The organism is Brevibacillus sp. FIR094, from assembly GCF_050477165.1.
In the GTDB taxonomy this organism is placed as follows: Bacteria; Bacillota; Bacilli; order Brevibacillales; family Brevibacillaceae; genus Brevibacillus.
The window spans coordinates 14,109-36,650 of sequence record NZ_JBEAES010000039.1; the positions used below are offsets into that span (position 1 = coordinate 14,109).

Sequence of the window (22,542 nt, forward strand, 5' to 3'; positions counted from 1 at the left end):
GCTCTCTACTAGCGTTTTCTAATTCAACTACCATTATGTAAGTGTCATAGGAAGACTGGCTGCAACAACAAAAAACGATTGCCATACAGATCCTCGAAAATAGCCTCAATGCCATACATGACTTCGTTTGGTTCACTCACAAACTTCACGCCGCGTTGACGCAGTGCTTCGTATGTAGACCCAAAATCATCCGTCTCCCAAACCCACATTGGATTTTTGCCGACCTGACGAAGCATTTCCTGCGCAACTTCTTCCCGATGCCAATGGGTAGGGTCATGCAATACGATCTCAATCTCCTGCCCAGGAAGACCGACGGTGAGCCAACGAGAACCATCATCCATCCGAGAATCCATGCGTTTTTCGAAACCGAGTTTTTCCGTGTAAAACCGCAATGCATCTTCACAATCGTGAACGTACAGCGTCACATGCGCTAATCTTTTTAGCACGGCTATTCCTCCTGTTCGCTTACGCTTGTCTGAGAAACTCGATGACGTCAAGCATTTCCTTCGGCATTGGCGCTTTGAATTCGAGCTGCTCTCCTGTACGGGGATGGATAAAGCCCAGTGTTTTCGCATGCAGAGCTTGTCCATCGAGCTCCAATGTATTTTTCGGACCGTATTTCGGATCGCCCGCCAGTGGATAGCCAATATACTTCATGTGTACGCGAATTTGATGGGTACGTCCTGTTTCGAGTTTCAATTCCACCAACGTGTACTCTTTGAAGCGCTCCAGAACGATAAAATGCGTCACAGCCGGCTTGCTGTTTTCAAAAACGACCGCCATTTGCTGGCGATTTTTCGGATCGCGCCCGATTGGTGCTTCAATCGTTCCCATTTCATGCGGGATGACACCATGAACAATCGCGACATACTTCCGATTGACCGTATGTGCTTTCAATTGCTCAGCCAAACCCATGTGTGCCTTGTCGTTTTTCGCTACCATCAACAGGCCGGATGTATCCTTGTCAATGCGATGGACAATTCCCGGACGCAAAACGCCATTGATTCCGGACAAATCCTTGCAATGTGCCAAAAGCCCATTGACGAGTGTCCCACTGTAATGACCAGGAGCAGGATGCACGACGAGGCCACGTGGTTTAGTCACGACCACGACATCGCTATCCTCGTATACAATATCCAAGGACATTTCCTCTGGCTGGATCGCCATTTCCTTTGGCGGCGGAACACGGAGGGTCACCTCGTCCTCTGCCTGCAGCTTGTAGTTGTTTTTGATTGGTTCACCATTTACAGTGACACGGCCTTCCTTCACCCAAGCCTGTACCTGAGAACGGGACCAATCTTCATTTTGCAGCGTGATAAACTTGTCGATGCGTTCGTGCTTATCCGCTGGCTCTACCGTCCAATCGTAACGTTCAAACAATTGCGTGTCATTCATGTATTTTCTCCACCTATCCGAGCTTTCCCACTATTATTCTCATGACTATCTGTTTTTCTTCCCATCCAGAAAAACATCAAGAAGCAAAATCCCTACACCAATCGTGATGGCCATATCAGCCACGTTAAAGATCGGGAAGTTAATCAACGTAAAATCGAGAAAATCTACAACTTGACCGGTCATCGCACGATCAATGAAATTCCCAACGGCTCCACCCAAGACCAATGACAGCGCCAACGATGCACGAGGTTGGTTTTTTCTCAAGCGAATCAAGGAAATGACAATCCCAATCACAACGGCAACGGTAATGACTATAAAAAACCAACGTCGATTTTGGAGGATGCCAAACGCCGCTCCCATGTTCCGATGGGAAGTGAGATGAAATACGTCCGCGATCAAAGGAATGGATTGTCCCAGTTCCATATACTTCACGACTAAATACTTTGTAAACTGATCAAGCGCAATAATTACTGCCGCAATGAGATAGTACAACAATGGAATGTCCTCCTTATTCTGCTTCGACCAGCAACTGTACAAACACAATGTCAAATGATTATTTTACCAGAGACAGTCTACGTGAACAAGCGCTTTCCTTTTTTGTACAGACGATAGCCCTTGCGTACGACTTCCAGCATCCACAATGGGATTTTCCATCCACGATCCTTGATAAATGGCAGATATACTTTGTAATACGCCTTGCGTAAATCACGCCATTTCGTGTCTGTATCATTGACATAGTAATCCGATACGTCAATCAAATAACCTCGTCCCTGATCCATTAGTACGTTTTTCCCATGGACATCATGCGGAAACAAACCCTTCCTGCGCGCCTCTTCTAGCGCTTCCTCCACGTCTTCAATCACCTGGGGAGGAATCGGAATACCAAAGCGAATACAGTCAAACAGGGGGATGCCGTTCATCCTCGTTATGACCAAGTATCCTTCCCCATAATCATAACAGATAGGGAAGGAACGAGTCTCCCCAAGCTTGCGATAGACTTCGATTTCTTGTTCGGCTCCTGGTCTTCCAGGTGCGTACAGCTTAATCACTACCTTTGGATAGTCCGGGTGGGCAAATACGGCGGCATAATTGCCGGTACCGACCAACTCCCACGGGTACGGCGTGTGGTGTACGACGACTGGATCATCCGGTGACAGACTCTCCACTTGAACTTCCTGTAAAAATGCTTGCAATATATGCTGATCGATCCGCATCGTTTCTCATCATCTCTCATCAGTTACCGACTTCGAACTACGTTAAAACAAAATTAATGAAGGTTCATCTACTACGATCATTCAGACACTTCCTATTTAAGGGGCAAAAAATCCTTTACACTGGTGAGGCCAGGAAGTCCTGTCCGATTCCAATGAAAGGATTGCATATGGACAAGAATACCTCATTTTTTCGATTTGGTAAATGGGTAGTAATTGTCCAGCAATAGCACCTGTTTTTAAGTAGTGTTTAACGATTTGTTTTATCTGATTCACGTTGCTGTCGTGGTGGGGAGGAAACAGGAGAAAACGCTCAGATTCTAGGGCCACCCCCTGCGGGATTGACTGCACGACTCCATGCAAAAAGCGAAACCGCGTCCAAAGTGGTTCTTTCAGGATGTGTTTCAGAGGTGGACGCTTAAAGGCGTGTTTCGCTTTTTGCATTCCGTCTCGGGCAGTGTCCCTAAGATCTTCGCTTATTTCTCCTGTTTCCTCTACGAGCTTTCCATGTTAACCGGGTCTTACATGCCCTAAAAGAATGAAGAATGCTGTGCATTACGATAGAGAAGAATATTTCCAGACGTAGCGACTTGTGGAGTCCTACCGAGCGGAGAAGGGATTCGCGGGCAAAAGAAACGCAACGTGCACGTGCTACGTAGCGGCTACCACTTTTGCGTTTCCCCGCGAATCCCTTCGGAGCGGACAGTCTCAGCCCCAGCAGGACGGAGCCTGGAGCCTAGACTGGAAATATTCTTCTCTCCCCCGCAGCCACATAGCAGGAACAGGAACCTACGAAAAAAAGAAGAACCTCGCACATCCATGCAGGCTCTCCTCTCAGAATTTACACATTAATCTCCAAAAACCATTCGCGAATCGCATCTTGCAGCTTCTGCAAAGCCGTCGCATCCGTTGCTTCACAATAGATTCGTACCAACGGTTCTGTGCCAGACGGACGAATCAAGACCCAATGTCCTTCCTCGAGCAACAGCTTGATCCCATCCACTCGTTGAATCTCTAAAACCTGATAAGGACCAATTAGTGCAGGTGGCTTGGCGATCATTTGCTGTATCCATTGATCTTTTTCCGGTAATTTCATATCAAGCCGCGTATGGAACAGCTCGCCGAACTGCTCGTATACGTCTCGCAATATTTGATCGATTCCTTTATTTTCATACGCGCACATCTCGGCGAGCAACAAATTGATGAGTACGCCGTCTTTCTCCGGGATGTGACCGAGAATACTGGCCCCACCACTTTCTTCTCCACCAATGAGCACGTCACCTTTGCGCATTTCCTCACCTACGTACTTGAAGCCGACTGGCGTCTCCACCAGCTCAAGACCGTAATGCTCAGCCATCCGATCCAATAGATGCGTAGTCGCTACTGTCCTGACAATCCGTCCGGTCAAGCCACGATTTTTTTGCAAATGATAGGTCAGCAGGACGAGTGCTTCATTTGGCGTAATGTACTGTCCGAAGCGGTCCACGACTCCGAAGCGATCCGCATCGCCGTCATTGGCAAGACCAAGAGATGCTTGGCGCTCTACCACTTCTTTTTTTAGCAAGTGCAAATGCTTATCATTTGGCTCAGGCAAATCTCCTCCAAAAGCCGCATCGGGGACTTCTCGGATTCCGACGTTTTTCACCCCCGCCTCAGATAAAAAACCGCTCACGTAGCCCATACCTGCACCATGCATGGCATCGACGACAACGGACAAGGAAGAGTTTTTCAAAACATCCATATTTACCATCCGCCTAAGATGCGCCTCGTAATGAGGACGCAGCACAATGACCTGCAACAGCTTGCGGGCCTTTGCTTCCGCGAGGGAAATCGTACGCACCGATTTCGCTTGGCAGGTTTCGCTGATCCACTCTTCTAATCTTTGCGTGATCGCAGGCATTGCAGGTCCAGCGTACTCCGGAATGTATTTGATGCCATTATATTCGGGTGGATTGTGACTGGCCGTGATCATGATTGCGCCACTCGCTGCAAAATGCTTCACTCCAAAGGCTACAGCAGGCGTTGGTGCTGCTTCGTTCACCAAATAGGTACGAATGTCATTCGCGGTCAGGACAGCTGCAACCTCCTCCGCGAAGCGTCTCCCCAAGAACCGTGTGTCGTGCCCAACCAAAACAGGCTGTTCCTGTTGCCCGATTTCTTTGGTATAGCTGGCGATGGCTTGTGCGACAATGCGGACATTCTCGACAGTAAAGCCATCTGCGATTATGTCGCGCCAACCGTCCGTACCAAAACGGATCGTTGTCATCCCCTCATCTCTCCTCTCATTACCGCAGCTCATTCACCTTCTCCAAATAACGCAAAACAGTGGCAACATAAGTAGCATGCGACCACGTCAGCGGTGCAACGGATACGGGAGCACCTGTATACGGATCGAGCTGTTCGGATAGCACGCCGCTTTGTAGAGCATGGCGTACGACCCAGGCCAGTCTGTTCTTTGGCTCTTGGAGTTCATCGAGCGATTTCGCCTTGGCAATTTCCCAATCAGCGACCCATAAGGTGCAAATGATCCATGGATTGCCGGGTACCTTCGCTGTGTCATGTGATTTTTTGAAATAGTAATCTCCTTGATAGCGGGCAATTCCACCGATCGCCGTGTCTACCCGTAAACTCTTTTTGACAGCTTCCATCGTTCGCTCAACTCTCGGATCGTCTACGGAAAACACATCAAGCGCAAACAAGGCGAACAAGCTGCTCTCCACCGTGAAATCTTTTTCGACACTCCCATCTGCTCTTACATAAATCCCACGCAAAAAACGCCCGATTTCAGGGTCGTACAGATATTTTTCCATTGCCCCACGAATGCGCTCTGCCCCTTCTGCGTAGCGTTTGTAGCGCCGATCATCCCCGAACAGCTGAGCAAAACGAGCCGCAGCCATTAAGCCTGCGAAAACCGTAGCACTGGTAAACGTAAAAATTCCCCGTCGCTCCTCCCATAAGTCGTAGCTTTGTTTTGGAAGTTGCAGCTCTGGATGGACATACTCCAGCAAAAACCGGGCCGCCGGCCGAACCAGCGTGGGATAGAGCGCCTGGCAGTCTTCAATTTGCTTGCCGCTTTTGTATTGCTCCCAGAGCGCGTACAGCACGAGCGCCGTCTCATCCTCCTGAATGGGGAGCTGAATTTCTCCGTCAACAATAAACGGATGCCAACTGGAGCCGACAGACCCATCTGGATTGTACTTGTGAAGCAAATATCCGTCCTTATTCAATGCGTCCGCGCAAAATCGAAAAAATGGGGCGACCACTCCCGTATAGCCCGCTTTCGCCATCGCGCTCGCAATCAACGCTCCGTCTCTTGGCCACATGTAGCTGTAATGGTCGCGATTGAATTGGAGAATATCCGAGTCATTCGCGGCGAGAATCGCTCCGTTCTGATCAATTTGGGTGCGCACGAGTAGCAAGCTGGTCTTGTACAGATTGACAACCTCTGCCGGAAGATCAGCAAAGTCCCGCTCTTCCTTATTGACCCAACGCTGCCAATACACCGCGACCCGACTGAGCAAACGTTCCGGATCACTTTCGAGTACATACTGGTTCAATACTTTGACATCCTCATACGATTCACCGATGCACATCCAGTAAAAGAGCGCCTTCTCTTCTTGTGGTTGCAGCATGAGCGAAAAGGAGATCGTACTATCTACGGAGCCTTGTGCAATCGGATTTCCGGACAAAAGACCATCCTCCGCATCCCTCCAGGTCCCCTCCGCATAGTTGAACCGCTTGATCCCGACACTATATTGATCGATCCCACCCGTATCCGTTTTTCCATTCGCCATGATGTACACATTGCGCTTGTAATGGTAAATGGTACGCAAGATAGGATCAAAAACAGCAGTATCGCCTACCTCCGTCTCATTCAAGCTGAAATCGTGATTGAAAAACAGCCTGACCTCTCGCGCCTCACTTGACAAATTCCGAACGCATACCTTTTTCAAATAAATCGGATCACGCTGATGCACCCCATCTGCAATTTGCAGGGAGATGCCCAGATGTTCATGATGCGCTTGAACTTCTGTCACCAAAGACTCCTGTCCGTATCCGAGCTTCCGCGTCCAGCCGTCTTCATCCAGCCAGGAAAAGTGACCTTGCACCCAAATCCCCAACTTGCTAAAGTGTCCCCCGACATGATTCAGTTGGCCGACATACGGAAAATAGAGATCTCGCATATGCAGCTTGTCATCAAAATTAATCAGCAGTTTTCCGTTCCCGACGACGAGCGGTCTCGGCATGCCTTCACGTCCTTTTCGTTATAGGCTGTCGATCTCTCTCTTTTCGTGAAACTGATATTCGGCAATTCGTCTTGCGTAGGAAGAAGCAAGCGTAGCCGCGGTCTCTGCCGTCGCCCCTTGCGAAATCACTTTTACGTGCGAATCCTCTGAGTCGGGTAAAATCAGCACCCAGCCGTTCGAATCGTATACCTTGATTCCATCGACGAGTTCCAGCAGCTTGCCTTTGTTTTCTTCCATCACTCTGCGCATGACCTTGCCTTTTGCTGTCCATGGGCAAAAGACAGTCTTTTTCTCCATATGGCACGCTGGCAACAGATCCAGCAGAACGCTGAGCGGTTTTTCTTCAGAAGCGAGATACGAAAGAATTCTCATGAGGCTGTACACGGCGTCAAACATCGGATGAAAGCGCTGTTCGCTCGATACCTCCATCATGGAGCGCGGTGAGACCTTGGTGCGTACAACCTCCATTTGCAACAGCTGGGCCATATGCTCCAATTCAATTGGTGCACTCACAGGAAGGCCGATACGTCGGTGCTGACCACTGCAAGCCAGCAGTTGCAGAGCCGTGATCTGTTCGTTCGAGAGCTTCTCTCCATGCTCGGTAAACAAGGTAAATTGCTCGCCATTTTTATCGAGACGAACCCCTAAATCCGCTCCCTTTTTACGAATACCTTCTTGTATGGAGCTGTAATGTGCAGTGACTCCCAGTGCATGCAAGAGTGGCGCAAGAAAAGTCGGGAAAAAACGCTGTTCACAATCGATCAGTAGGTGGAAGCGCTGACGCTGGATGGACGATACATTCAACTGTTGGACCAAAGCGTGAAGATAAGCTTCTTGTACTTGATGCTCGACTTGCAGTGCTCCCAACCGATGCAGATTGCGAACATACGTCTCTTGCCAGTAGGCACTCTCAATTTTGCGCTCCATATCACGCGAAATCGGCAAGCCCGCATGATCGATAAATTGGATGATAATGTCTTTATCATCGACTGGCTCTGCCATATAAACATGAATGCCGCCTTTGCAGGCCAGGGAGCGCACGCCGTATCGGATCAGAGGTGAATTGCCAATCCCGAGATCGACCGTATCAATTCCGGAAGAGCACAAGCTCGTCATGATGCTATGCTTCAATAGCTGAGCAAATGGGTGTGAGCATGCGGAGAGCGCAATTTTATCCCCCGCTTGTAGTAAGTACGCGTAGGCAGCAGCAAGTCTTGTAACGAATTCAGGCGTGATGTCAACATTGCCAATGCCCTTGATTCCATGCGTCCCAAACAAATTTTTAGTTTGCTTGGCACCGTAGATGAGCGAGGTAGTGACAGTCGCATTTTCCCCGACTTCCTTGTCCGGCCAAATTTTGACCCCTGCCTTTACCACCGACTTCGCCCCAATGAGGGACTGGTCTCCAATGACAACCCCTTCCCCGAGTTGTACGCAATCGGAAATTCGGGTGTTGCGGCAGAGCGTCGTTCCTGTGATCTCTGTTTTTTTCCCTATGACACTATTTTCCCAAACGATCGTTCTGGACAGCTTCGTACCAGAAGAAATCATGGTATTATTCCCCAGAATGGAATAAGCACCAACGGCAACTCCAGCCTGCAAGTGTACATTTTCACCGATATAGACAGGGCCTTCCAAACGGACCGATGAATCGATGCGAACATCATTTTCCAAGAAAATGCGCGGCGCGATTTCCTGTGCTTTTATTTCGAGATGCACGCGTCCATCCAGCAAATCGAACTGGGCCTGCTGATAAACCTCCAAAGAGCCAATATCAGACCAATAGCCGCTTGCCTCATATCCGTATAGAGGCTTTGCTGCTTGTAAAAAGGACGGAAAAATTTCCTTGCTGAAATCCACTTCCCGCTCTTCTTCTATATAAGACAAGACCTCTGGTTCGCAGACGTATATCCCGGTATTCACCGTATCGCTAAAAACCTCCGACCAGCTCGGCTTTTCTAAAAAGCGGGTAATGCGTCCGCCCTCGTCTGTCATGACAACTCCGAATTCCAGCGGTGTTTCTACACGAGTCAAAATCAACGTAGCCAGAGCGTTATTTTGTTCATGGAAACGTATGGCTGCCGACAAATCAATGTCTGTCAACGTATCTCCACTGATCACGACAAAGCGCTCATCGAGAAAATCGGCGCAGTTTTTCACGCTACCTGCCGTGCCCAAAGGAATCGCTTCTTCAAAATAGACGAGCGAAACACCGTAGCGAGATCCATCACCAAACGTATCGCGGATGACATCAGGCAGATACTGGAGTGTCACTGCTATCTCTGTAATCCCATGCTTTTTCAATAGATCAATCGTGTACTCCATGCAAGGCCGGTTTAAGAGTGGCACCATTGGTTTTGGCGTGTGGCATGTTAACGGACGTAGTCGTGTACCTTTTCCCCCAGCCATGATTACTGCCTTCATCTTCTTTTCTTCCTCCTTCATCGTTGCAATCTATGTTGTCAAGCCGCTTTCCGCGGGTACGCCAAGTGAACGGTATAGATCGATGGTTTGACTAGCCAGAATGGTCCAGTTATAAAACTGTTTCACATCTTGCATGGCCGTCTGGGCTAGTTGATGCCGTTGATCAGGGTCGCGCAGTAGCCAGCGGAGTTGATTCGTCAAGGATTCGGGGTCGCCTGTGAACATCATGGCGCCGTTTTCGCCATGGCGAACGATCTCTCGTAGCCCTCCCGTATCCGCAACAAGAACTGGCGTACCCAGAGCCATCGCTTCCAGTGCAACAATTCCAAAAGGCTCATATAAGCTCGGGAATACCGCCACATCAGCCAAGGCGAACAATTCATTTCGCCTACCATCTTCTACGAAGCCCAAGAAGCGGACTTGCTCAGAAAGTCCCATCTGATGAACCAACTGCTTCCACTCGTCTTGCATCGGTCCTCTGCCAGCTATAAGCAACTTCGCATGCGGAAACTCAGCGCGCAGCCTTGCCATGGCTTCCAACAATAGGTGAACACCTTTTTCCTGAACCAAGCGCCCTACAAAAAAGAGGACAGGGCCATCCCCTATCGCCAACTCCTGCCGAAGCTGTTCACGATTTACATCCGGTAGAGGAATGAGATCGACGCCATTGTGAATGACACGTATTTGGGATGAAGGTGTTCCGAAAAGGCGCATGACTTCCGACTCCATATACTTACTGCAAACGATCATCGATTCAGAGCTTTGTGTTAGTGTACGTTCACACTCATGAATTCTTTGCTGCAACGGTGTATGAATGCCTTGTTGTCGTCCATGTTCCAAAGCATGAATCGTGCTGACGAGGGGCAGAGAGTACCTCTCCTTCAGTTCGATCGCTGCCCAATTGACAAGCCAATCATGAGCATGGATGACATCTGGTCGCATCCCGAGTGACCAGAGCTTGTAGGTAGCATCGACCATCGCCAAATTCAGTTGAAACACCCATGCCAGAAAGTCAGCTTGTTCAGAAGGAATGTACGTAGCCAAACGATGTACGTGAACCCCTTCCATCGTCTCATCTATGGAGCATGAATCTGTCGAACGTGTCAGCACATGTACCACGATTCCTTGCTGGACAAGATGCCTAGCGAGATCGTAGACAGCCCGACCAAGCCCCCCTACCACATGAGGGGGAAATTCCCATGCAAGCATCAAAATTGTTTTTGTCGAAGACTGATCTTGCGTAGCCGCTACCAATTGACGCGATACGTTCACTCTATGCGTTTGTTTAGGCAAATAGAACGTGATATCCAAGTCAGGAAAGATCGGAAAGTCAGCTTCTGCTTGTGTAATTGCCTCTTCATCCAGTTGATCCTCTCGATACATCGCCAAGAGAGCCCGCATGCGAACCAAATGGTCATGAACGCGTTGCACCGCATACCGGGTGACCGTTTGACCGTCTAAAATAAACGCCCAATCACTGCTTTGCGCCAGCATTAATTCACGTGCGGCCTGCGTGAGGCATCGTAAGGCAAGCTGATCTCCTTTCTTTTCAGAAAAGGTCGTAATCGCTCCAATCAGTTCCCGCTCGGCTTGATGCAGATGCCTGTATATCCAGCCATTGTTCTCGTTCAACCAGACTTCTCCGTAGCCGTTTCTCCCCCACGTAGACATAGGCAAGTGACCACGATCCTGTTCTGGATACTCCTCCAAATATTCAGATGGAGTAATTAATTTCACGTATTTTGAATCACAAACCGTTTTTCGCATGAGGTCATCCAAAAACTGCGGACCCTCGAACCACCAATGACCAAACAACTCTGCATCATAAGTGGCGACGACCAACGGCTTGCGATCCATCCAGTGACTGGCTTCCTCCACTTGACGCTCTCGCTGATACAGGAAGTGCCCCGCATGTGACGCTGCTTTTTCGCGCGCCCAGCTTGGCTCATACCAGTCTTTATCCCCTTCTTTTCCTGTGATCCGATAGTATTTCAAACCGGTATGCACACGAATACCGTCAGGATGGATGTACGGCTCGATGTAGCTCATCTCTCTGTCAAATCCGATATCCCGGTAGTATTCACGATAGTCATAATCCCCTGGATAGCCATCGATCGAGCTCCATACCTGGCGGGAAGCCACTTCATCACGGGCAAAGGCAGCCACTTCATGCGGCGTGAACAAGGGAGCCAACACCCCTCTGCGAGGTAAAGGCGTTGCATGCTCTATCGTGTGACTGTCTACAAAGAAATAACGCAGCCCTGCCTCTTTTAGCAAACGATCCAATCCAGGTGTATACCCGCACTCTGGCAGCCATATTCCCTTCGGACGTCTCCCCAGAATCCGCTCATGTGTATCGATGCCCACCTGAAGCTGTGCCCGAATCGCCTCTTCTGTTTCCACATAGGGCAAAAAGGAGTGCGTGGCTGCGCAAGTGATGAGTTCGAGGCATCCGCTGTCCTCGATGTGTCTAAAGGCCTTGACCAGTTGAAAATCCCACTTGCGGCAATAGGCGATGATGCTTCGAAAACGCTCCATGTACATTTTGGCGATACGGTGTTCTTGGGGTTGACCTGTGGTTCGTTTGACTTCCTTCCCAGCCAATTCAACGGTCTTTGCTAGATGTGTACGAAAGCGTGTCACGATCAGATCATCATCTAGCATGGAAAGTAATGTCGGAGAAATAGCAAGGGTCATGCGAAAAGCGATGCCGTCTGAGAGGAGCTTGTCGAAAACCATGAGCAAGGGAAGATAGCATTCCAGCATGGCTTCATACACCCAGCGCTCTTCCAGGCGATCGTCCCGATCCCCGTGTCGGACATAAGGCAGATGGGCATGCAACACGAGGGAGAGATAACCTTTGTGCACAAGTGACACCTCACTTATTTGATGTTTTGGTATACAACGAATAGGAGGAAAAATTCTCAAACCAGGAAGGTGTAGCTAAATCGTGGGCGGTCTCAACTAACGGTTCCCCCCAGTTAGCTTTTGATTGGCGCGGGGTAACCACCGTTTCCGAGCGTAAAATCGGACAAAACCGATTGTGTTCATATAAACCAAAATCAACCATGTATGTACGTCCTGGCTCTACATCTTTCACGTACCAGGTATGAGCCTCTTCATGTACGAGCACATCACGGACGGAATGCGCATTTTTTCCATCAAATAAGCGTTCCGTAACATCATACAGACGCAAGCCCTTTTGGATGTGACGATAATCGGCTTGCAGGTACGATGCGACCATTCTCATGCGCGGCCAAGTGATTTCCCAATAGACGAATAGCACAGTCGGTCCTTGTGCCATGACTTTAACAATGTCCCGACCATAAAACGCAGGCAATTGCCATTCCGATTCCGTTCTAGCGGGAGGTGGTGTCACTGGCTTTGCACGGTCTTTTTGCAGGCGATACTTAACTTGACCGATCGTTAAGCCGCACTCTGTGGCAATTTGTGCAATGGACATCGATCGTGAACGCAGTTCGAGAATTTTTTCCAGCATCTTCTAGCACTCCCCTCCGCCAATTTCACCTATCTGTGCTTTCCCAATGTCAATCATAGCCAATGCTGCTAACAAAGACTGTCGAATGCTGGATGCACATCCCTTCTTCTTTTGTCGATCAACAATCATGTTTTCGTCATAGGCAAACAAAAGTCGCTCTCCTTCCATTCTTACAAAGCTACTTCTCTAGACATTCTTTTCTTTTTGCCGAATAGGAAGAAAGAGCTATATTCCGTCATCTTTTGTTTTATTTGTAAGTATTTTCATGTTGGATACCGATACTATAAAATATTCACTTCTACTTCCAAAAAGAATGAAAAAGGAGTCAATGAAAGAAATGAATCGTTCATGGATTAGCATGGTAACAGCAGGATCAATTGCAATTTCAACGGTAGCGACAGGCTTGCCACTAGCAGCTCAAGCCAAAAGCACGCTGCCAAGCCCATCCCAAGAGCCCATTGATTCACAGATTGGTCATACACCAGTTCAGGAAAACATGTCGAAGAGTCAGTTACGCCAAGCAGCCAAACAGGAGAAGTACAGCATCTCGCACCTGAATACATTGGACAATTCAGAGCTTGTTGAATTGTTGAAGGAAATCAGTTGGACGCAAATCCCTGAGCTGTTTACTTACAACGACGACACCCAGGAATTTTATGGAGATCGGGAGCGGGTTCAGGCCATCATCGATGCCTTGCAAGTGAGTGGCAAGAACTTCACCAAGGATGACGAGCAAGGCATACATACATTTGTAGAAGTTTTGCGTTCGGGGTATTACTTGGGGTATTACCATAAAGAATTAAAGTATTTGATGGAGCCAAAGTATAAGCAAAAGATTATTCCAGCACTTCAAGCAATTACTTCCAATCAAAATTTCTCCTTAGGTACAAAGACCCAAAATGAAATCATCGGTTCTACAGGAAAATTAATTAGCAACACGACTGTTGATTCTGAGACAATCGGTCTTCTGTCAAAAGTAATGGAGGACTTTAACGACAATCGGGATAAATGGTCAGATGATCGCGAAGCAAGCGAGGCCTTTTACAGCGTACTTCAAGGTGTTGGCTATGTTCTGATTTGGGGAGTCGATGATTCAGAAAGAGATGAGCTAAAAGGTAGCATCGATGCATTTCTAGACCCCATTCTTGACATGGCGGAAAACGGTGACACTTCCGCTGATCACGTATGGTTGACGAACAATGCCTTGTATTACACTGGGAAATTGGGAAGCTACTACAGTGATCCTGACAAAGCCAATGAAGTATTGACGAAAGCAATGAAAACCTATAAAAAGTGGAGCGAGCCATACTTCACAGCCGCTCAACAAATCGAGGAAGCATATGGTGAGGATGCCAATGGGAAAAAAATTGACCTCGAGGAAATGAAAAAAGAAGGGAAAAAGCATTATCTTCCGCAACAATTTACTTTCGATGACGGAGCAGTTGTGTTCAAAACGGGAGATAAACTAACAGAAGAACAGGTTGAGCGTTTGTATTGGGCATCCAAGGAAGTGAAGGCACAATTTCATCGTGTCATCGGCAATGACAAGGAGCTTGAGAGCGGTAATCCGGATGATGTACTGACCATTGTCATCTACAATACGCCTGATGAATATAAAATGAATCGCTTCTTGTACGGATACGACACAGATAACGGTGGTATCTACATTGAGGGTACCGGTACTTTCTTCACCTACGATCGGACAAAAGAACAAAGCATCTACAGTCTGGAAGAGCTGTTCCGTCATGAATTCGTCCACTTTTTGCAAGGCAGATATGAAGTACCGGGCATGTGGGGACAGGGAGAGATTTATGAAAACAGCCGCTTGCCTTGGTATGAAGAAGGCGGAGCCGAGTTTTTCGCAGGTGCTACCCGGACGGAAGGAATCAAGCCTCGCCAATCCGTTGTAGGCAATATCCGAAATGCAGCGCCTTATCTCGATTACACTGCGGCAGATATGATGCGTGCCAAATACGGAACTATGGCCTTCTACGACTACTCATTCGCGCTTCAGTACCATATGTTTAAGAATGATTTTGCTCGTCTGAATAAAATCAATGATACGATTCGTTCCAATGATGTATCTGCTTATGATCACTTGATCGAAGAATTCAGCCGTGATCGCGCACTTGAACGTGGCTATCAAGAAACATTAGAAGAATTGATCGATCAGTATGAAGAGTTGGATGTCCCTCTCGTTTCAGATGATTACTTACAAAAAGTGGACGTGACGAGCAAAGAAGAGGTTTATCGTCAAATCGCAGAGGTTGCCTCTCTGACCGATGTAAAAACAGATGAAAAAGACTCTGCAGATTTCCGCAGCTTCGAGTTGCGTGGGGTCTATACGGGTGGAGCTACTCAAGGGGAATATCAGGATTGGCAAGAAATGAACCGCCTCACAGATGGATTCCTCAAGGAGTTATCGGATCTTTCCTGGAATGGCTATGACACAGTTACGAGCTACTTCACCAATTATCGTACGACAAAAGATGGACGCTTTTCCTATGATGTCGTGTTCCACGGGAAGCTGGCTCATGAAGATGGACAAGAGACAGAGAATCCAACGCCTACCCCTGACGAATTATCTATTTCATTGGGTAAGCAGATTACAGGTAACGTCAATCTTCAAAAACCGAGTCAGGAGTTCCGTCTCGATGTGAAATCAGCACAACAGCTGCAAGTAGAGATGGAAACAAAGCAAGGAGATGGAGTGGCGTGGCTAGTATTCCACGAATCGGATAAGCAGAACTACATCGCCTATCCCAACAAGCGTGAAGGCAACATGCTGATCGGATCATTCGATGCGAAACCAGGGACTTACTATGTGACTGCTTATACGTATGGTACAGGCCAAGAGGATCAACCGTTTACCTTATTGGTTACGGGTGAAGATAGCCCGCAAGAGCAATTCTATCAAGAAAGCGAGAGCAATGATTCTACGGAGCAAGCGAATGGTCCATTGCCGATAGGCACGACTGTTTCAGGGGACATGAAAGGAAACGACTGGCAAGATATTTTTGCCTTCCAAGTAGATAAACCAGAAGAAATACGTATTTCTCTGAACCCCGAGCAGGGACAAGGTGTGACTTGGATGCTATTCCACGAAGGAAATCCAGATCAGCCTGTATCGTACCCGCAAGAGATAGAGGGAAATCTGCAAAGTGCCCATTATCAAGTAAAGCCAGGCCGTTACTACTTGTATGTGTACAAATATCAAAATGAAGACGTTGTGTATACGGTAGAGACCAAGCAACGCTAATCTGCATAACAAAAACACCCCCAAACGAGCTACAAAATCGTTCGGGGGTGTTCGTTTCTGTCCTATCTTTTACAGTTATCGGCGCTTTGTAATTCGCCCAGAGCCCCCTACCTTCGTTCGTGGGGGCGATTTACTTTTCGGCGGAGAAAAACTCGAGCGTTTGGAAGAGACAGATCCACTCGACTTCGACGATTCCCCGCTGGAAGAACGAATAATTTTACCTGAACTGCCGCTAGACGACTCCCCCTGCTTCTTGAAAAGGCTGCCGTCAGAACCTACCGTACCATCCGCGTTCTTCGCATTACCCCGTTTGAAAATACTTCCCGTACCTTCTTTGGTAATCGGCGGCGCTACTTTTTTGTCCTCGGTTGTAGGCACGCGATATGTTCCGGAAGTCTTGTATACGTCCTTGCTAGAGTAGCCACGATAGCTGCCCTTTGTACTTTTCTTAAGCCCGTCGAACAAATCATCCAGTACGCTGGCTACAATGTATCCCTGCAAAAACGAAGAATCGTAGTTTTGCCGGACGTACTCTTTGCTGTCGACCTCGATCAATGTATCTGTCGGCTTGGCAGCGTCTTGCTGCAAATGGTATACCTCATCCGGATAAATGAGGAACATATGCTGCGGATCTTCTTTGGATATTTCATCTGGCGTATTCTGCTCCGCCAGCTCCAAGGCCACTTCCGGTACAGTCTTGTCTTCCGCACGATAGATGCGTGACGACTGTCCATTGTCTTTGGTAGAGACAGATTCAAGCGGATATGTCTCGCCAACCGCAGGACTGCCACAACCCGCTAGCGTAAGGAGGAACAAGGCCGGAATCAGCAGGAGCTTGATTGATTTCATCCATGGATTTGGCATGTACTTGTCCCTCCTCTCTATGCTCCGCGCAGTACCTGTACGTCCGCTGGCAGAACACTTTCTCCCTCATAGAGCATGAAACGGCCATCCTGCCACTCGATTCGCAGCAACTGGCGTTGATCCGATTGGAATTGCCAGATGTACTGCTCCCCTGACGTATGAAAAGGGGCTTTCCCCGAAACCTGAACGGAGCCATTATATTGCTCCTCCAAGTGATAGGTAACATCGTCCATCTCGATTGTGGTTGGCACTTCGTCTATTGAATCCATTCGTCCATCAATCACGCTATACAGATGATAGACAATCTTCTCCCGTTCCTCGATATACAAGTAGCGAATGGTCGTTCCATCCTGTAACGTAAGCATCGTAGCTTTGCGACTCGCATTGCTCGCCTTCCCTATTACTTGATAGGTAACGAGCGATACATCGACCACATCTCCCGGTCCAACCGTCAGGATGCTCTTCTCTGGTGCAGGAGGCTCATGCTTGGCAAAAATATTTTGGATTCGCTTCATCAAACTCATGCTGTACTCCCTTCCCTTTCACGTCTTACAAACATGCAGCTATAATCAATGCACCCACGAGATGGAATGAACCAGCCATCATGGCATATGCCACTTTTCCTTCCTGCGTCCCTTTTTCCAGGTCCAGTCCAGCTACTTGCTTTAACAGCCATTCCACGATTCTCTCCAAAAGGAACAGAATGATAAATGAGAGCACAGAAACGAGCAGTGCTGTCCACAATAAGTTGGAGGTAATGATGGATTGCGATAAGATATATCCTTGCGCAAACAGCTTCAGAACAAAACGCGTCGTGACCGCGATGTTTCCGTTTTTAATTTCCGTGATGTCCTTGTATTTCGTAAACAACGAATCGATCCACATCAAAACAAAAAGTAAAATGCCACCGGCTCCTGTCCAAACCAGCATCCCTAGTATTTCTGTCCACGTCAAAGCGAATCACTCCACTTTCGTCAAGGTGTTTAAGGTCTGAAAAAAAGGGAAACCGCCTGAAGCGGTTTACCCCTCATATTTTTTCATCAAAGCAGCCAGTTCGTCCTCAACGGCTTGATCCTTATTCAGCTTCGCAATTTCATCATCTAAAGAGCTCTGTTTTTTGTAAATCTCGCCGCTGGCTTCTGCTTCTGCTTCCATTTGCAGTGCTTTTTCTTCCATGCGTTTCAAGCCAGACATAGCCGAGTTCGAGTCGAAGCCACCCATCGCCTGGTTGATCGTCTTTTGCGCTTTGGCTGCATTGACGCGGGCAACTAATGTTTCGCGCTTGTTTTTCAGCTCGGTAATCTGTTTTTTCATTTCAGCCAGCTTCTCGCGCAATCCGTCGGCTGCCAGCTTGTTTTTCTCGTAGCTGTCCTTGTATTCGTTCATTTTTTGCTCAGCGGCTTTCTTTTCTTCCAGAGCTCGTCGAGCCAGATCAATGTTCTGCGCTTGTGCTGCGATGTGAGCTTGTTCTTCACGTTTTTTCACCAAGGCTTCCTGTTCTTCATACAGCACCTTGAATTTCTTTTCCAAAGCAATTTGGGCGGCAACCGCTTTCTCTGCTTCGTTCAAGTCTTCTTGCATATCACGCAAATACTGATCTGTCATTTTGATTGGATCTTCTGCTTTCTCAATCAAAGCGTACAAATTGGACATGGTCAAATCACGAAGTCTTTTAAAAATGGACATGGATTTATTCCTCCTTAAGTACGTACCAGGTTGTTCGGCCTAGATTGCCGTCCCCGTTATACATGTATTTACGATAATTACGCAAGTAAGTTTCAACATTTTATTTTTTATTTGGCTCACCTTTGCTTTTCGCAGAGCACGACCTGTATTTCGTTTCAAAAACGCATCTAAAATAATACCTATTCGAAAGAAAGTTCGCCCGATTCTACACTTTTCCAAAAAAGTTTTGCTTGAAATTGTGTTCCATCCTGACGCTCAAGCTTCATTTTACCCGTTTTGCCTTTTTCAATGGACTCGTCCGATAGTATGATCTGTTGCTATATTGATCTACATACCCTTGACTACCACTAATTGTAAATGCTACTTTTCAATAATACCGATTTTATGGGTCACATTATAAGGAGTGCTTCGCATGAAGTTACCTTTACACGATCGATTCATTGAGCAAGCGATTGAGTATGTAAGCCAAGATCAACGACTTATAGGTCTCCTCGCAGGCGGATCTATGATGTATGGAGAAATGGATGAGTATAGTGATCTGGATTTAATAATCGTCTACAATTATGCGTTTCGAAACGAGATCATGGAACAACGCTTCCAAATTGCCGAAAGACTCGGTCATTTACTTTCTGCATTCACAGGCGAGCATGTCGGGGAACCGAGATTGCTTATTTGTTTATATGGCCCAGCCCCTCTTCATGTCGACCTTAAATTTGTACAACTGGAAGAGCTCGAATCCCGAGTCGAGAACCCACTGATTCTTTGGGAGAGAGGTTCTGGTATTGCAACGATACTCAGTAAAACAAGTCCATCTCAGATGTAGAAGAAAATGGCTATCCATGCTAGCTCAGTTTTTTTACCAGCCGCGGCATCGGATAGCCATTTTTTGTGGGGCTCTTCACAGGCATGCTTAGATCATAGCGTAGCCGTATCCTTTTCTTTGCGTAAGAAAACCAAAGGTAGAACGATTAGAACGACAGAGATCAGTGTACATAGAATAGGGTAGCCAACATCTTCTGCGAGCTTTCCGAAAAAAGGAACCAGAACCGCCAAGATGATCGTCTTAATCATGGATGAATAAGAAAGTAGCGTACTGCGTGAATTCCCCGAGATTCGCTGATTCGTCATATTGATTAAGACAGGCTCGATGATGGAGTAAAAGAAGCTGATGAGAATCATACAGATGATCCCGGATAGTTCAGGCAACAACGGAAGCATGAAAATACTCAAAGCCATCATGACAGTGAACAAGATAACCGTTGCTGTCTCTCCCAATCGTTTCTCCATGTGATAGGAGACGAAGGAACCAAGAATACTTGTGCTTTGTATGAAAATAAATACAATGCCAAGCCATTCGATAGTCATTCCTTTCTCATGTAGGAAAGGTGAAACAAATAAAAACGTAAAGCAAAAAGCGGGAACAGCCAGAATAGCAGAATAGAGCAGTACATTGCGCAAGCTCTTTCTCTTCCATACCTTTCTTGAGGTACTGAAAACGAAGTGGATGAGAGGTTCGTGTTCTTTGTTTGTTCCCACCCCCGATTGTTTCGGTTCTTTGATGAAAGAGGCAACACACCCGGCAAAAAAGGTGAGAATCCCACAAATAATAAACGGTAAACCAAGCGAGTAGGTAGCTAACCACCCGCCAATGATTCCGGCAAACGCAGTGGCAATACGCATCATTGCCAATTGATAGCTCACCGCTTTGGAAAATAGATTTTCTTTACCTTTCTCGTGTAGATAATCGTAGAGGAGTGCCTGGTCAGCTCCAGAAATAAAGCTCCCTCCCACGCTCCATACGATTTGCAGCAAGCAAAGAATCGGGAACCAGCCTGTGTATGCGTAGAGGATCATGGCAGGAGCCATTAATAAGACTCCTATCACAAGAGAACGGGTGCGACCGAAACGATCTGCAAGGATTCCAGCCGGTACCTCAGCCAAAGCGGCAGCTACCCAACCAAATCCCTCTACAATTCCGATTGTGGCCAGACTTAGGCCTCGTACCTGCTGTAAATACAGCACATAGATGGGAAGCCACAAATGAAATTTCGTAAAAAAGGAATAGATGAAAATCATAAGCATATTGGAATCTAGCAAAGCATGATTTTTCATTCAATCAAGCCTCACCCGACATAATAGTCGTATACTGAGACGACTTCAAATCCTGTAGATTGATAGAGTGACAAGGCGTTTTGATTATCGACAGCCACTTCTAGGCTAATTCCTCCTATGTGTTCTCTTTGATTCAAGATTTCCACTGTCTGAGAGAGGATTTTTCTACCCAGCCCTTTTCCTTGGAGCCCTTTTTTTACGCAAAATCCTGAGATGAAAAACTCGTTATCCTCTTCGCTTACGGTAATCATCCCGACTGGTTCAGACTCGTACTGAGCCAGATACGTTCGGAAGGATGGCTCTGACAAATTGCGTGTAACTAGCGCAGTCATGAACTCAGCTGTATCCTCAAAACCGCTTACGCCAATCTCTACCAGTGTCTGAAAATCATTCGTGGTGGCTGGGCAAAGCTGTAGACGGTTATCCGATTCCACAGCAGTTACGTGCGCTGTAGCGGAGTAATCCAGCTTGTACTCAGAGAATTGATAAGTGGCCGCTACGCCTTCTGCAAAAGAACTGGCTTCCTTGGACTTGCGATTGCTGATGAGTAAAATTTGCGTTACCTCACGCTTTTCACATTCAGCTTTTGCTTGTTCATACAGAGCGCGGAAGATTCCTTTGCGTCGATAGTCTGGATGAACCATTCCGCTGATCTCCACTTCTTTCGGACTGACGATCGCATACATACCGAGGAATCCAACCAGTTGCCCATCTTGGACGTACAGAAAATCATTCGTTTGATCAGGTTGGCGGTTTTGGAGCATCGATACGTTCAGGTTGACGGATAAATCAAATTCATCGTACGCCTCGCATATTTTGGCCAAATGGACAATCTGTTTCAACCACTCTTTCGAAAGCCCGTTTGCTACTACAAGTCCTGCACCGTTGTTAATTGTACTCATCGTCTCAACCTCCCATTAGTATGTGAGTAGAAAAAAGCCGTGGAGCTTTCAATCCCCACGGCAGTAGATAGCAAAAAACGTGGGGATATTCGATCCCCACGGCGTCAAACATAAACAAACTTGGCTACACCAAGCCTTTGACGCGTACATCGTTGCCATACAAAAAAACACGGGTAATCCCCGTGTTTTAGGCACAGCTAAGAGAACCTGCTAGATAAACTAGGAGGATTTCACGTACGCCAGATGGGGAAATGGAATATGATTGCATACTGAAATAGAACTCATGTATGTCATTGTCATGTTCCCCACCTCCATTATTGTTGCAAAATCAATAACTACCTTCAACTATACGTGAAGTACCGAAGTCTTACAATTGTTTTTTTCAACGTGTAAGAAAGTTTAAGTCCTTCACCATGTTAAGGCAATCTTGCTTGAACTTTTTGGATCGCACAAACCTTCTGCTAAAACGCAGTCGTTCCTCGTTGAAAAGTCCTCGATAAAGTTTTTTACCCTTGCTTTCAAGATCCCTAGTTCCCGCATTCTTCGCCGTTAGCCATTGATCTGCCCACAGACCTGATCAATTGTGTTTCTATTAATGGATATCCAGTCGGTGAAGGCCATCACTCCAAAGAATTATTGCCGGCACCCCCTAATGACTGCTTGCAGTTCCACAGCATCGCTAGTGATGCGAGATCTTCTTTTGTCCCAACCAGCCTAAACATGGTTTCCACAAGTAGGGGGTGAACAGTTTTAGCGACGGGATGAGATCTCCCACGGGTTCGACCGTTCTACCCCGGCTACCGTAATGGTAAACCCCCTTAAATGAAAGGGGTCAACCAGTAAAAACTGGCTGACCTCATAATACAACGGGTTCGTTAATTTTAAAAAACAGCGGCCAGTCTAGAACATTATTTTGAATGAACAAATTGGTGATTTACGTGTC

The 22,542-nt window shown here is 47.2% G+C and carries 18 protein-coding genes; 2 read left to right on the plus strand and 16 right to left on the minus strand.

The window, feature by feature from the left end:
• Window positions 1–44 precede the first annotated feature (44 nt).
• The 10 genes from ACQ5DJ_RS25285 to ACQ5DJ_RS25330 form a co-directional block, all read right to left on the minus strand.
• Window positions 45–446, minus strand: coding sequence for a VOC family protein (locus ACQ5DJ_RS25285; protein ID WP_429844839.1), 402 nt, complete (start codon window positions 444–446; stop codon window positions 45–47).
• A gap of 19 nt (window positions 447–465) precedes the next feature.
• Complete coding sequence (locus ACQ5DJ_RS25290; protein WP_429844840.1) at window positions 466–1,395, minus strand: RluA family pseudouridine synthase; 930 nt, start codon at window positions 1,393–1,395, stop codon at window positions 466–468.
• Window positions 1,396–1,440: 45 nt separating this feature from the next.
• Window positions 1,441–1,890: a signal peptidase II gene (lspA, locus tag ACQ5DJ_RS25295; RefSeq protein WP_429844841.1), complete on the minus strand. Its 450-nt coding sequence runs from the start codon at window positions 1,888–1,890 to the stop codon at window positions 1,441–1,443.
• A 77-nt stretch (window positions 1,891–1,967) separates the two neighbouring features.
• Window positions 1,968–2,609: a serine/threonine protein kinase gene (locus ACQ5DJ_RS25300; protein ID WP_429844842.1), complete on the minus strand. Its 642-nt coding sequence runs from the start codon at window positions 2,607–2,609 to the stop codon at window positions 1,968–1,970.
• Between the two features lie 838 nt (window positions 2,610–3,447).
• On the minus strand, window positions 3,448–4,872 hold the full coding sequence (locus tag ACQ5DJ_RS25305; RefSeq protein WP_429844843.1) for a phosphoglucomutase/phosphomannomutase family protein: 1,425 nt from the start codon (window positions 4,870–4,872) through the stop codon (window positions 3,448–3,450).
• 19 nt (window positions 4,873–4,891) lie between these two features.
• Window positions 4,892–6,853, minus strand: coding sequence for a glycoside hydrolase family 15 protein (locus ACQ5DJ_RS25310; protein ID WP_429844844.1), 1,962 nt, complete (start codon window positions 6,851–6,853; stop codon window positions 4,892–4,894).
• A gap of 18 nt (window positions 6,854–6,871) precedes the next feature.
• Window positions 6,872–9,277: a sugar phosphate nucleotidyltransferase gene (locus ACQ5DJ_RS25315; protein WP_429844845.1), complete on the minus strand. Its 2,406-nt coding sequence runs from the start codon at window positions 9,275–9,277 to the stop codon at window positions 6,872–6,874.
• 30 nt (window positions 9,278–9,307) lie between these two features.
• The gene (locus ACQ5DJ_RS25320; RefSeq protein WP_429844847.1) at window positions 9,308–12,145 is read right to left on the minus strand and encodes a 1,4-alpha-glucan branching protein domain-containing protein; all 2,838 of its coding nucleotides are present in this window, start codon (window positions 12,143–12,145) and stop codon (window positions 9,308–9,310) included.
• A gap of 10 nt (window positions 12,146–12,155) precedes the next feature.
• On the minus strand, window positions 12,156–12,776 hold the full coding sequence (locus ACQ5DJ_RS25325; protein ID WP_429844848.1) for a DUF4912 domain-containing protein: 621 nt from the start codon (window positions 12,774–12,776) through the stop codon (window positions 12,156–12,158).
• A 3-nt stretch (window positions 12,777–12,779) separates the two neighbouring features.
• On the minus strand, window positions 12,780–12,926 hold the full coding sequence (locus ACQ5DJ_RS25330) for a hypothetical protein (RefSeq protein WP_429844849.1): 147 nt from the start codon (window positions 12,924–12,926) through the stop codon (window positions 12,780–12,782).
• A gap of 187 nt (window positions 12,927–13,113) precedes the next feature.
• Between ACQ5DJ_RS25330 and ACQ5DJ_RS25335 the strand changes: the two genes are divergently transcribed.
• Complete coding sequence (locus tag ACQ5DJ_RS25335) at window positions 13,114–16,035, plus strand: collagenase (RefSeq protein ID WP_429844850.1); 2,922 nt, start codon at window positions 13,114–13,116, stop codon at window positions 16,033–16,035.
• 75 nt (window positions 16,036–16,110) lie between these two features.
• Here ACQ5DJ_RS25335 and ACQ5DJ_RS25340 read toward each other — a convergent pair whose 3' ends face one another.
• The 4 genes from ACQ5DJ_RS25340 to ACQ5DJ_RS25355 all read right to left on the minus strand — a co-directional run bounded on the left by ACQ5DJ_RS25340 (window position 16,111) and on the right by ACQ5DJ_RS25355 (window position 18,585).
• Window positions 16,111–16,899, minus strand: a complete 789-nt coding sequence (locus tag ACQ5DJ_RS25340) for a DUF4247 domain-containing protein (protein ID WP_429844851.1) — start codon at window positions 16,897–16,899, stop codon at window positions 16,111–16,113.
• Window positions 16,900–16,916: 17 nt separating this feature from the next.
• Window positions 16,917–17,423 carry a DUF4178 domain-containing protein gene (locus tag ACQ5DJ_RS25345; RefSeq protein WP_429844852.1) on the minus strand — a complete coding sequence of 169 codons (507 nt, stop codon included), beginning with the start codon at window positions 17,421–17,423 and terminating at the stop codon, window positions 16,917–16,919.
• A gap of 25 nt (window positions 17,424–17,448) precedes the next feature.
• Window positions 17,449–17,853 (minus strand): DUF350 domain-containing protein, encoded by a 405-nt coding sequence (locus ACQ5DJ_RS25350; RefSeq protein WP_429844853.1) that lies wholly within the window; start codon window positions 17,851–17,853, stop codon window positions 17,449–17,451.
• A 66-nt stretch (window positions 17,854–17,919) separates the two neighbouring features.
• Window positions 17,920–18,585 (minus strand): PspA/IM30 family protein, encoded by a 666-nt coding sequence (locus ACQ5DJ_RS25355; protein ID WP_429844854.1) that lies wholly within the window; start codon window positions 18,583–18,585, stop codon window positions 17,920–17,922.
• A gap of 412 nt (window positions 18,586–18,997) precedes the next feature.
• Here ACQ5DJ_RS25355 and ACQ5DJ_RS25360 point away from each other — a divergent pair, with 412 nt between their 5' ends.
• Entirely contained in the window at window positions 18,998–19,408 is a 411-nt protein-coding gene (locus ACQ5DJ_RS25360) for a nucleotidyltransferase domain-containing protein (protein ID WP_429844855.1), read from the plus strand.
• A 92-nt stretch (window positions 19,409–19,500) separates the two neighbouring features.
• Here the strand turns inward: ACQ5DJ_RS25360 and ACQ5DJ_RS25365 are convergent, their stop codons facing one another.
• On the minus strand, window positions 19,501–20,697 hold the full coding sequence (locus tag ACQ5DJ_RS25365) for an MFS transporter (protein ID WP_429844856.1): 1,197 nt from the start codon (window positions 20,695–20,697) through the stop codon (window positions 19,501–19,503).
• A gap of 11 nt (window positions 20,698–20,708) precedes the next feature.
• Window positions 20,709–21,599 (minus strand): GNAT family N-acetyltransferase, encoded by an 891-nt coding sequence (locus ACQ5DJ_RS25370; RefSeq protein WP_429844857.1) that lies wholly within the window; start codon window positions 21,597–21,599, stop codon window positions 20,709–20,711.
• Window positions 21,600–22,542: the final 943 nt, after the last annotated feature.

What these genes read in the sequence shown, in the direction of transcription:
- ACQ5DJ_RS25290 (WP_429844840.1), bottom strand. Translation starts at nt 1,395, where the DNA reads ATGAATGACACGCAATTGTTTGAACGTTACGATTGGACGGTAGAGCCA.
- ACQ5DJ_RS25300 (WP_429844842.1), bottom strand. Translation starts at nt 2,609, where the DNA reads ATGCGGATCGATCAGCATATATTGCAAGCATTTTTACAGGAAGTTCAA.
- ACQ5DJ_RS25305 (WP_429844843.1), bottom strand. Translation starts at nt 4,872, where the DNA reads ATGACAACGATCCGTTTTGGTACGGACGGTTGGCGCGACATAATCGCA.
- ACQ5DJ_RS25310 (WP_429844844.1), bottom strand. Translation starts at nt 6,853, where the DNA reads ATGCCGAGACCGCTCGTCGTCGGGAACGGAAAACTGCTGATTAATTTT.
- ACQ5DJ_RS25315 (WP_429844845.1), bottom strand. Translation starts at nt 9,277, where the DNA reads ATGAAGGCAGTAATCATGGCTGGGGGAAAAGGTACACGACTACGTCCG.
- ACQ5DJ_RS25325 (WP_429844848.1), bottom strand. Translation starts at nt 12,776, where the DNA reads ATGCTGGAAAAAATTCTCGAACTGCGTTCACGATCGATGTCCATTGCA.
- ACQ5DJ_RS25335 (WP_429844850.1), top strand. Translation starts at nt 13,114, where the DNA reads ATGAATCGTTCATGGATTAGCATGGTAACAGCAGGATCAATTGCAATT.
- ACQ5DJ_RS25340 (WP_429844851.1), bottom strand. Translation starts at nt 16,899, where the DNA reads ATGCCAAATCCATGGATGAAATCAATCAAGCTCCTGCTGATTCCGGCC.
- ACQ5DJ_RS25345 (WP_429844852.1), bottom strand. Translation starts at nt 17,423, where the DNA reads ATGAGTTTGATGAAGCGAATCCAAAATATTTTTGCCAAGCATGAGCCT.
- ACQ5DJ_RS25355 (WP_429844854.1), bottom strand. Translation starts at nt 18,585, where the DNA reads ATGTCCATTTTTAAAAGACTTCGTGATTTGACCATGTCCAATTTGTAC.
- ACQ5DJ_RS25360 (WP_429844855.1), top strand. Translation starts at nt 18,998, where the DNA reads ATGAAGTTACCTTTACACGATCGATTCATTGAGCAAGCGATTGAGTAT.
- ACQ5DJ_RS25365 (WP_429844856.1), bottom strand. Translation starts at nt 20,697, where the DNA reads ATGAAAAATCATGCTTTGCTAGATTCCAATATGCTTATGATTTTCATC.
- ACQ5DJ_RS25370 (WP_429844857.1), bottom strand. Translation starts at nt 21,599, where the DNA reads ATGAGTACAATTAACAACGGTGCAGGACTTGTAGTAGCAAACGGGCTT.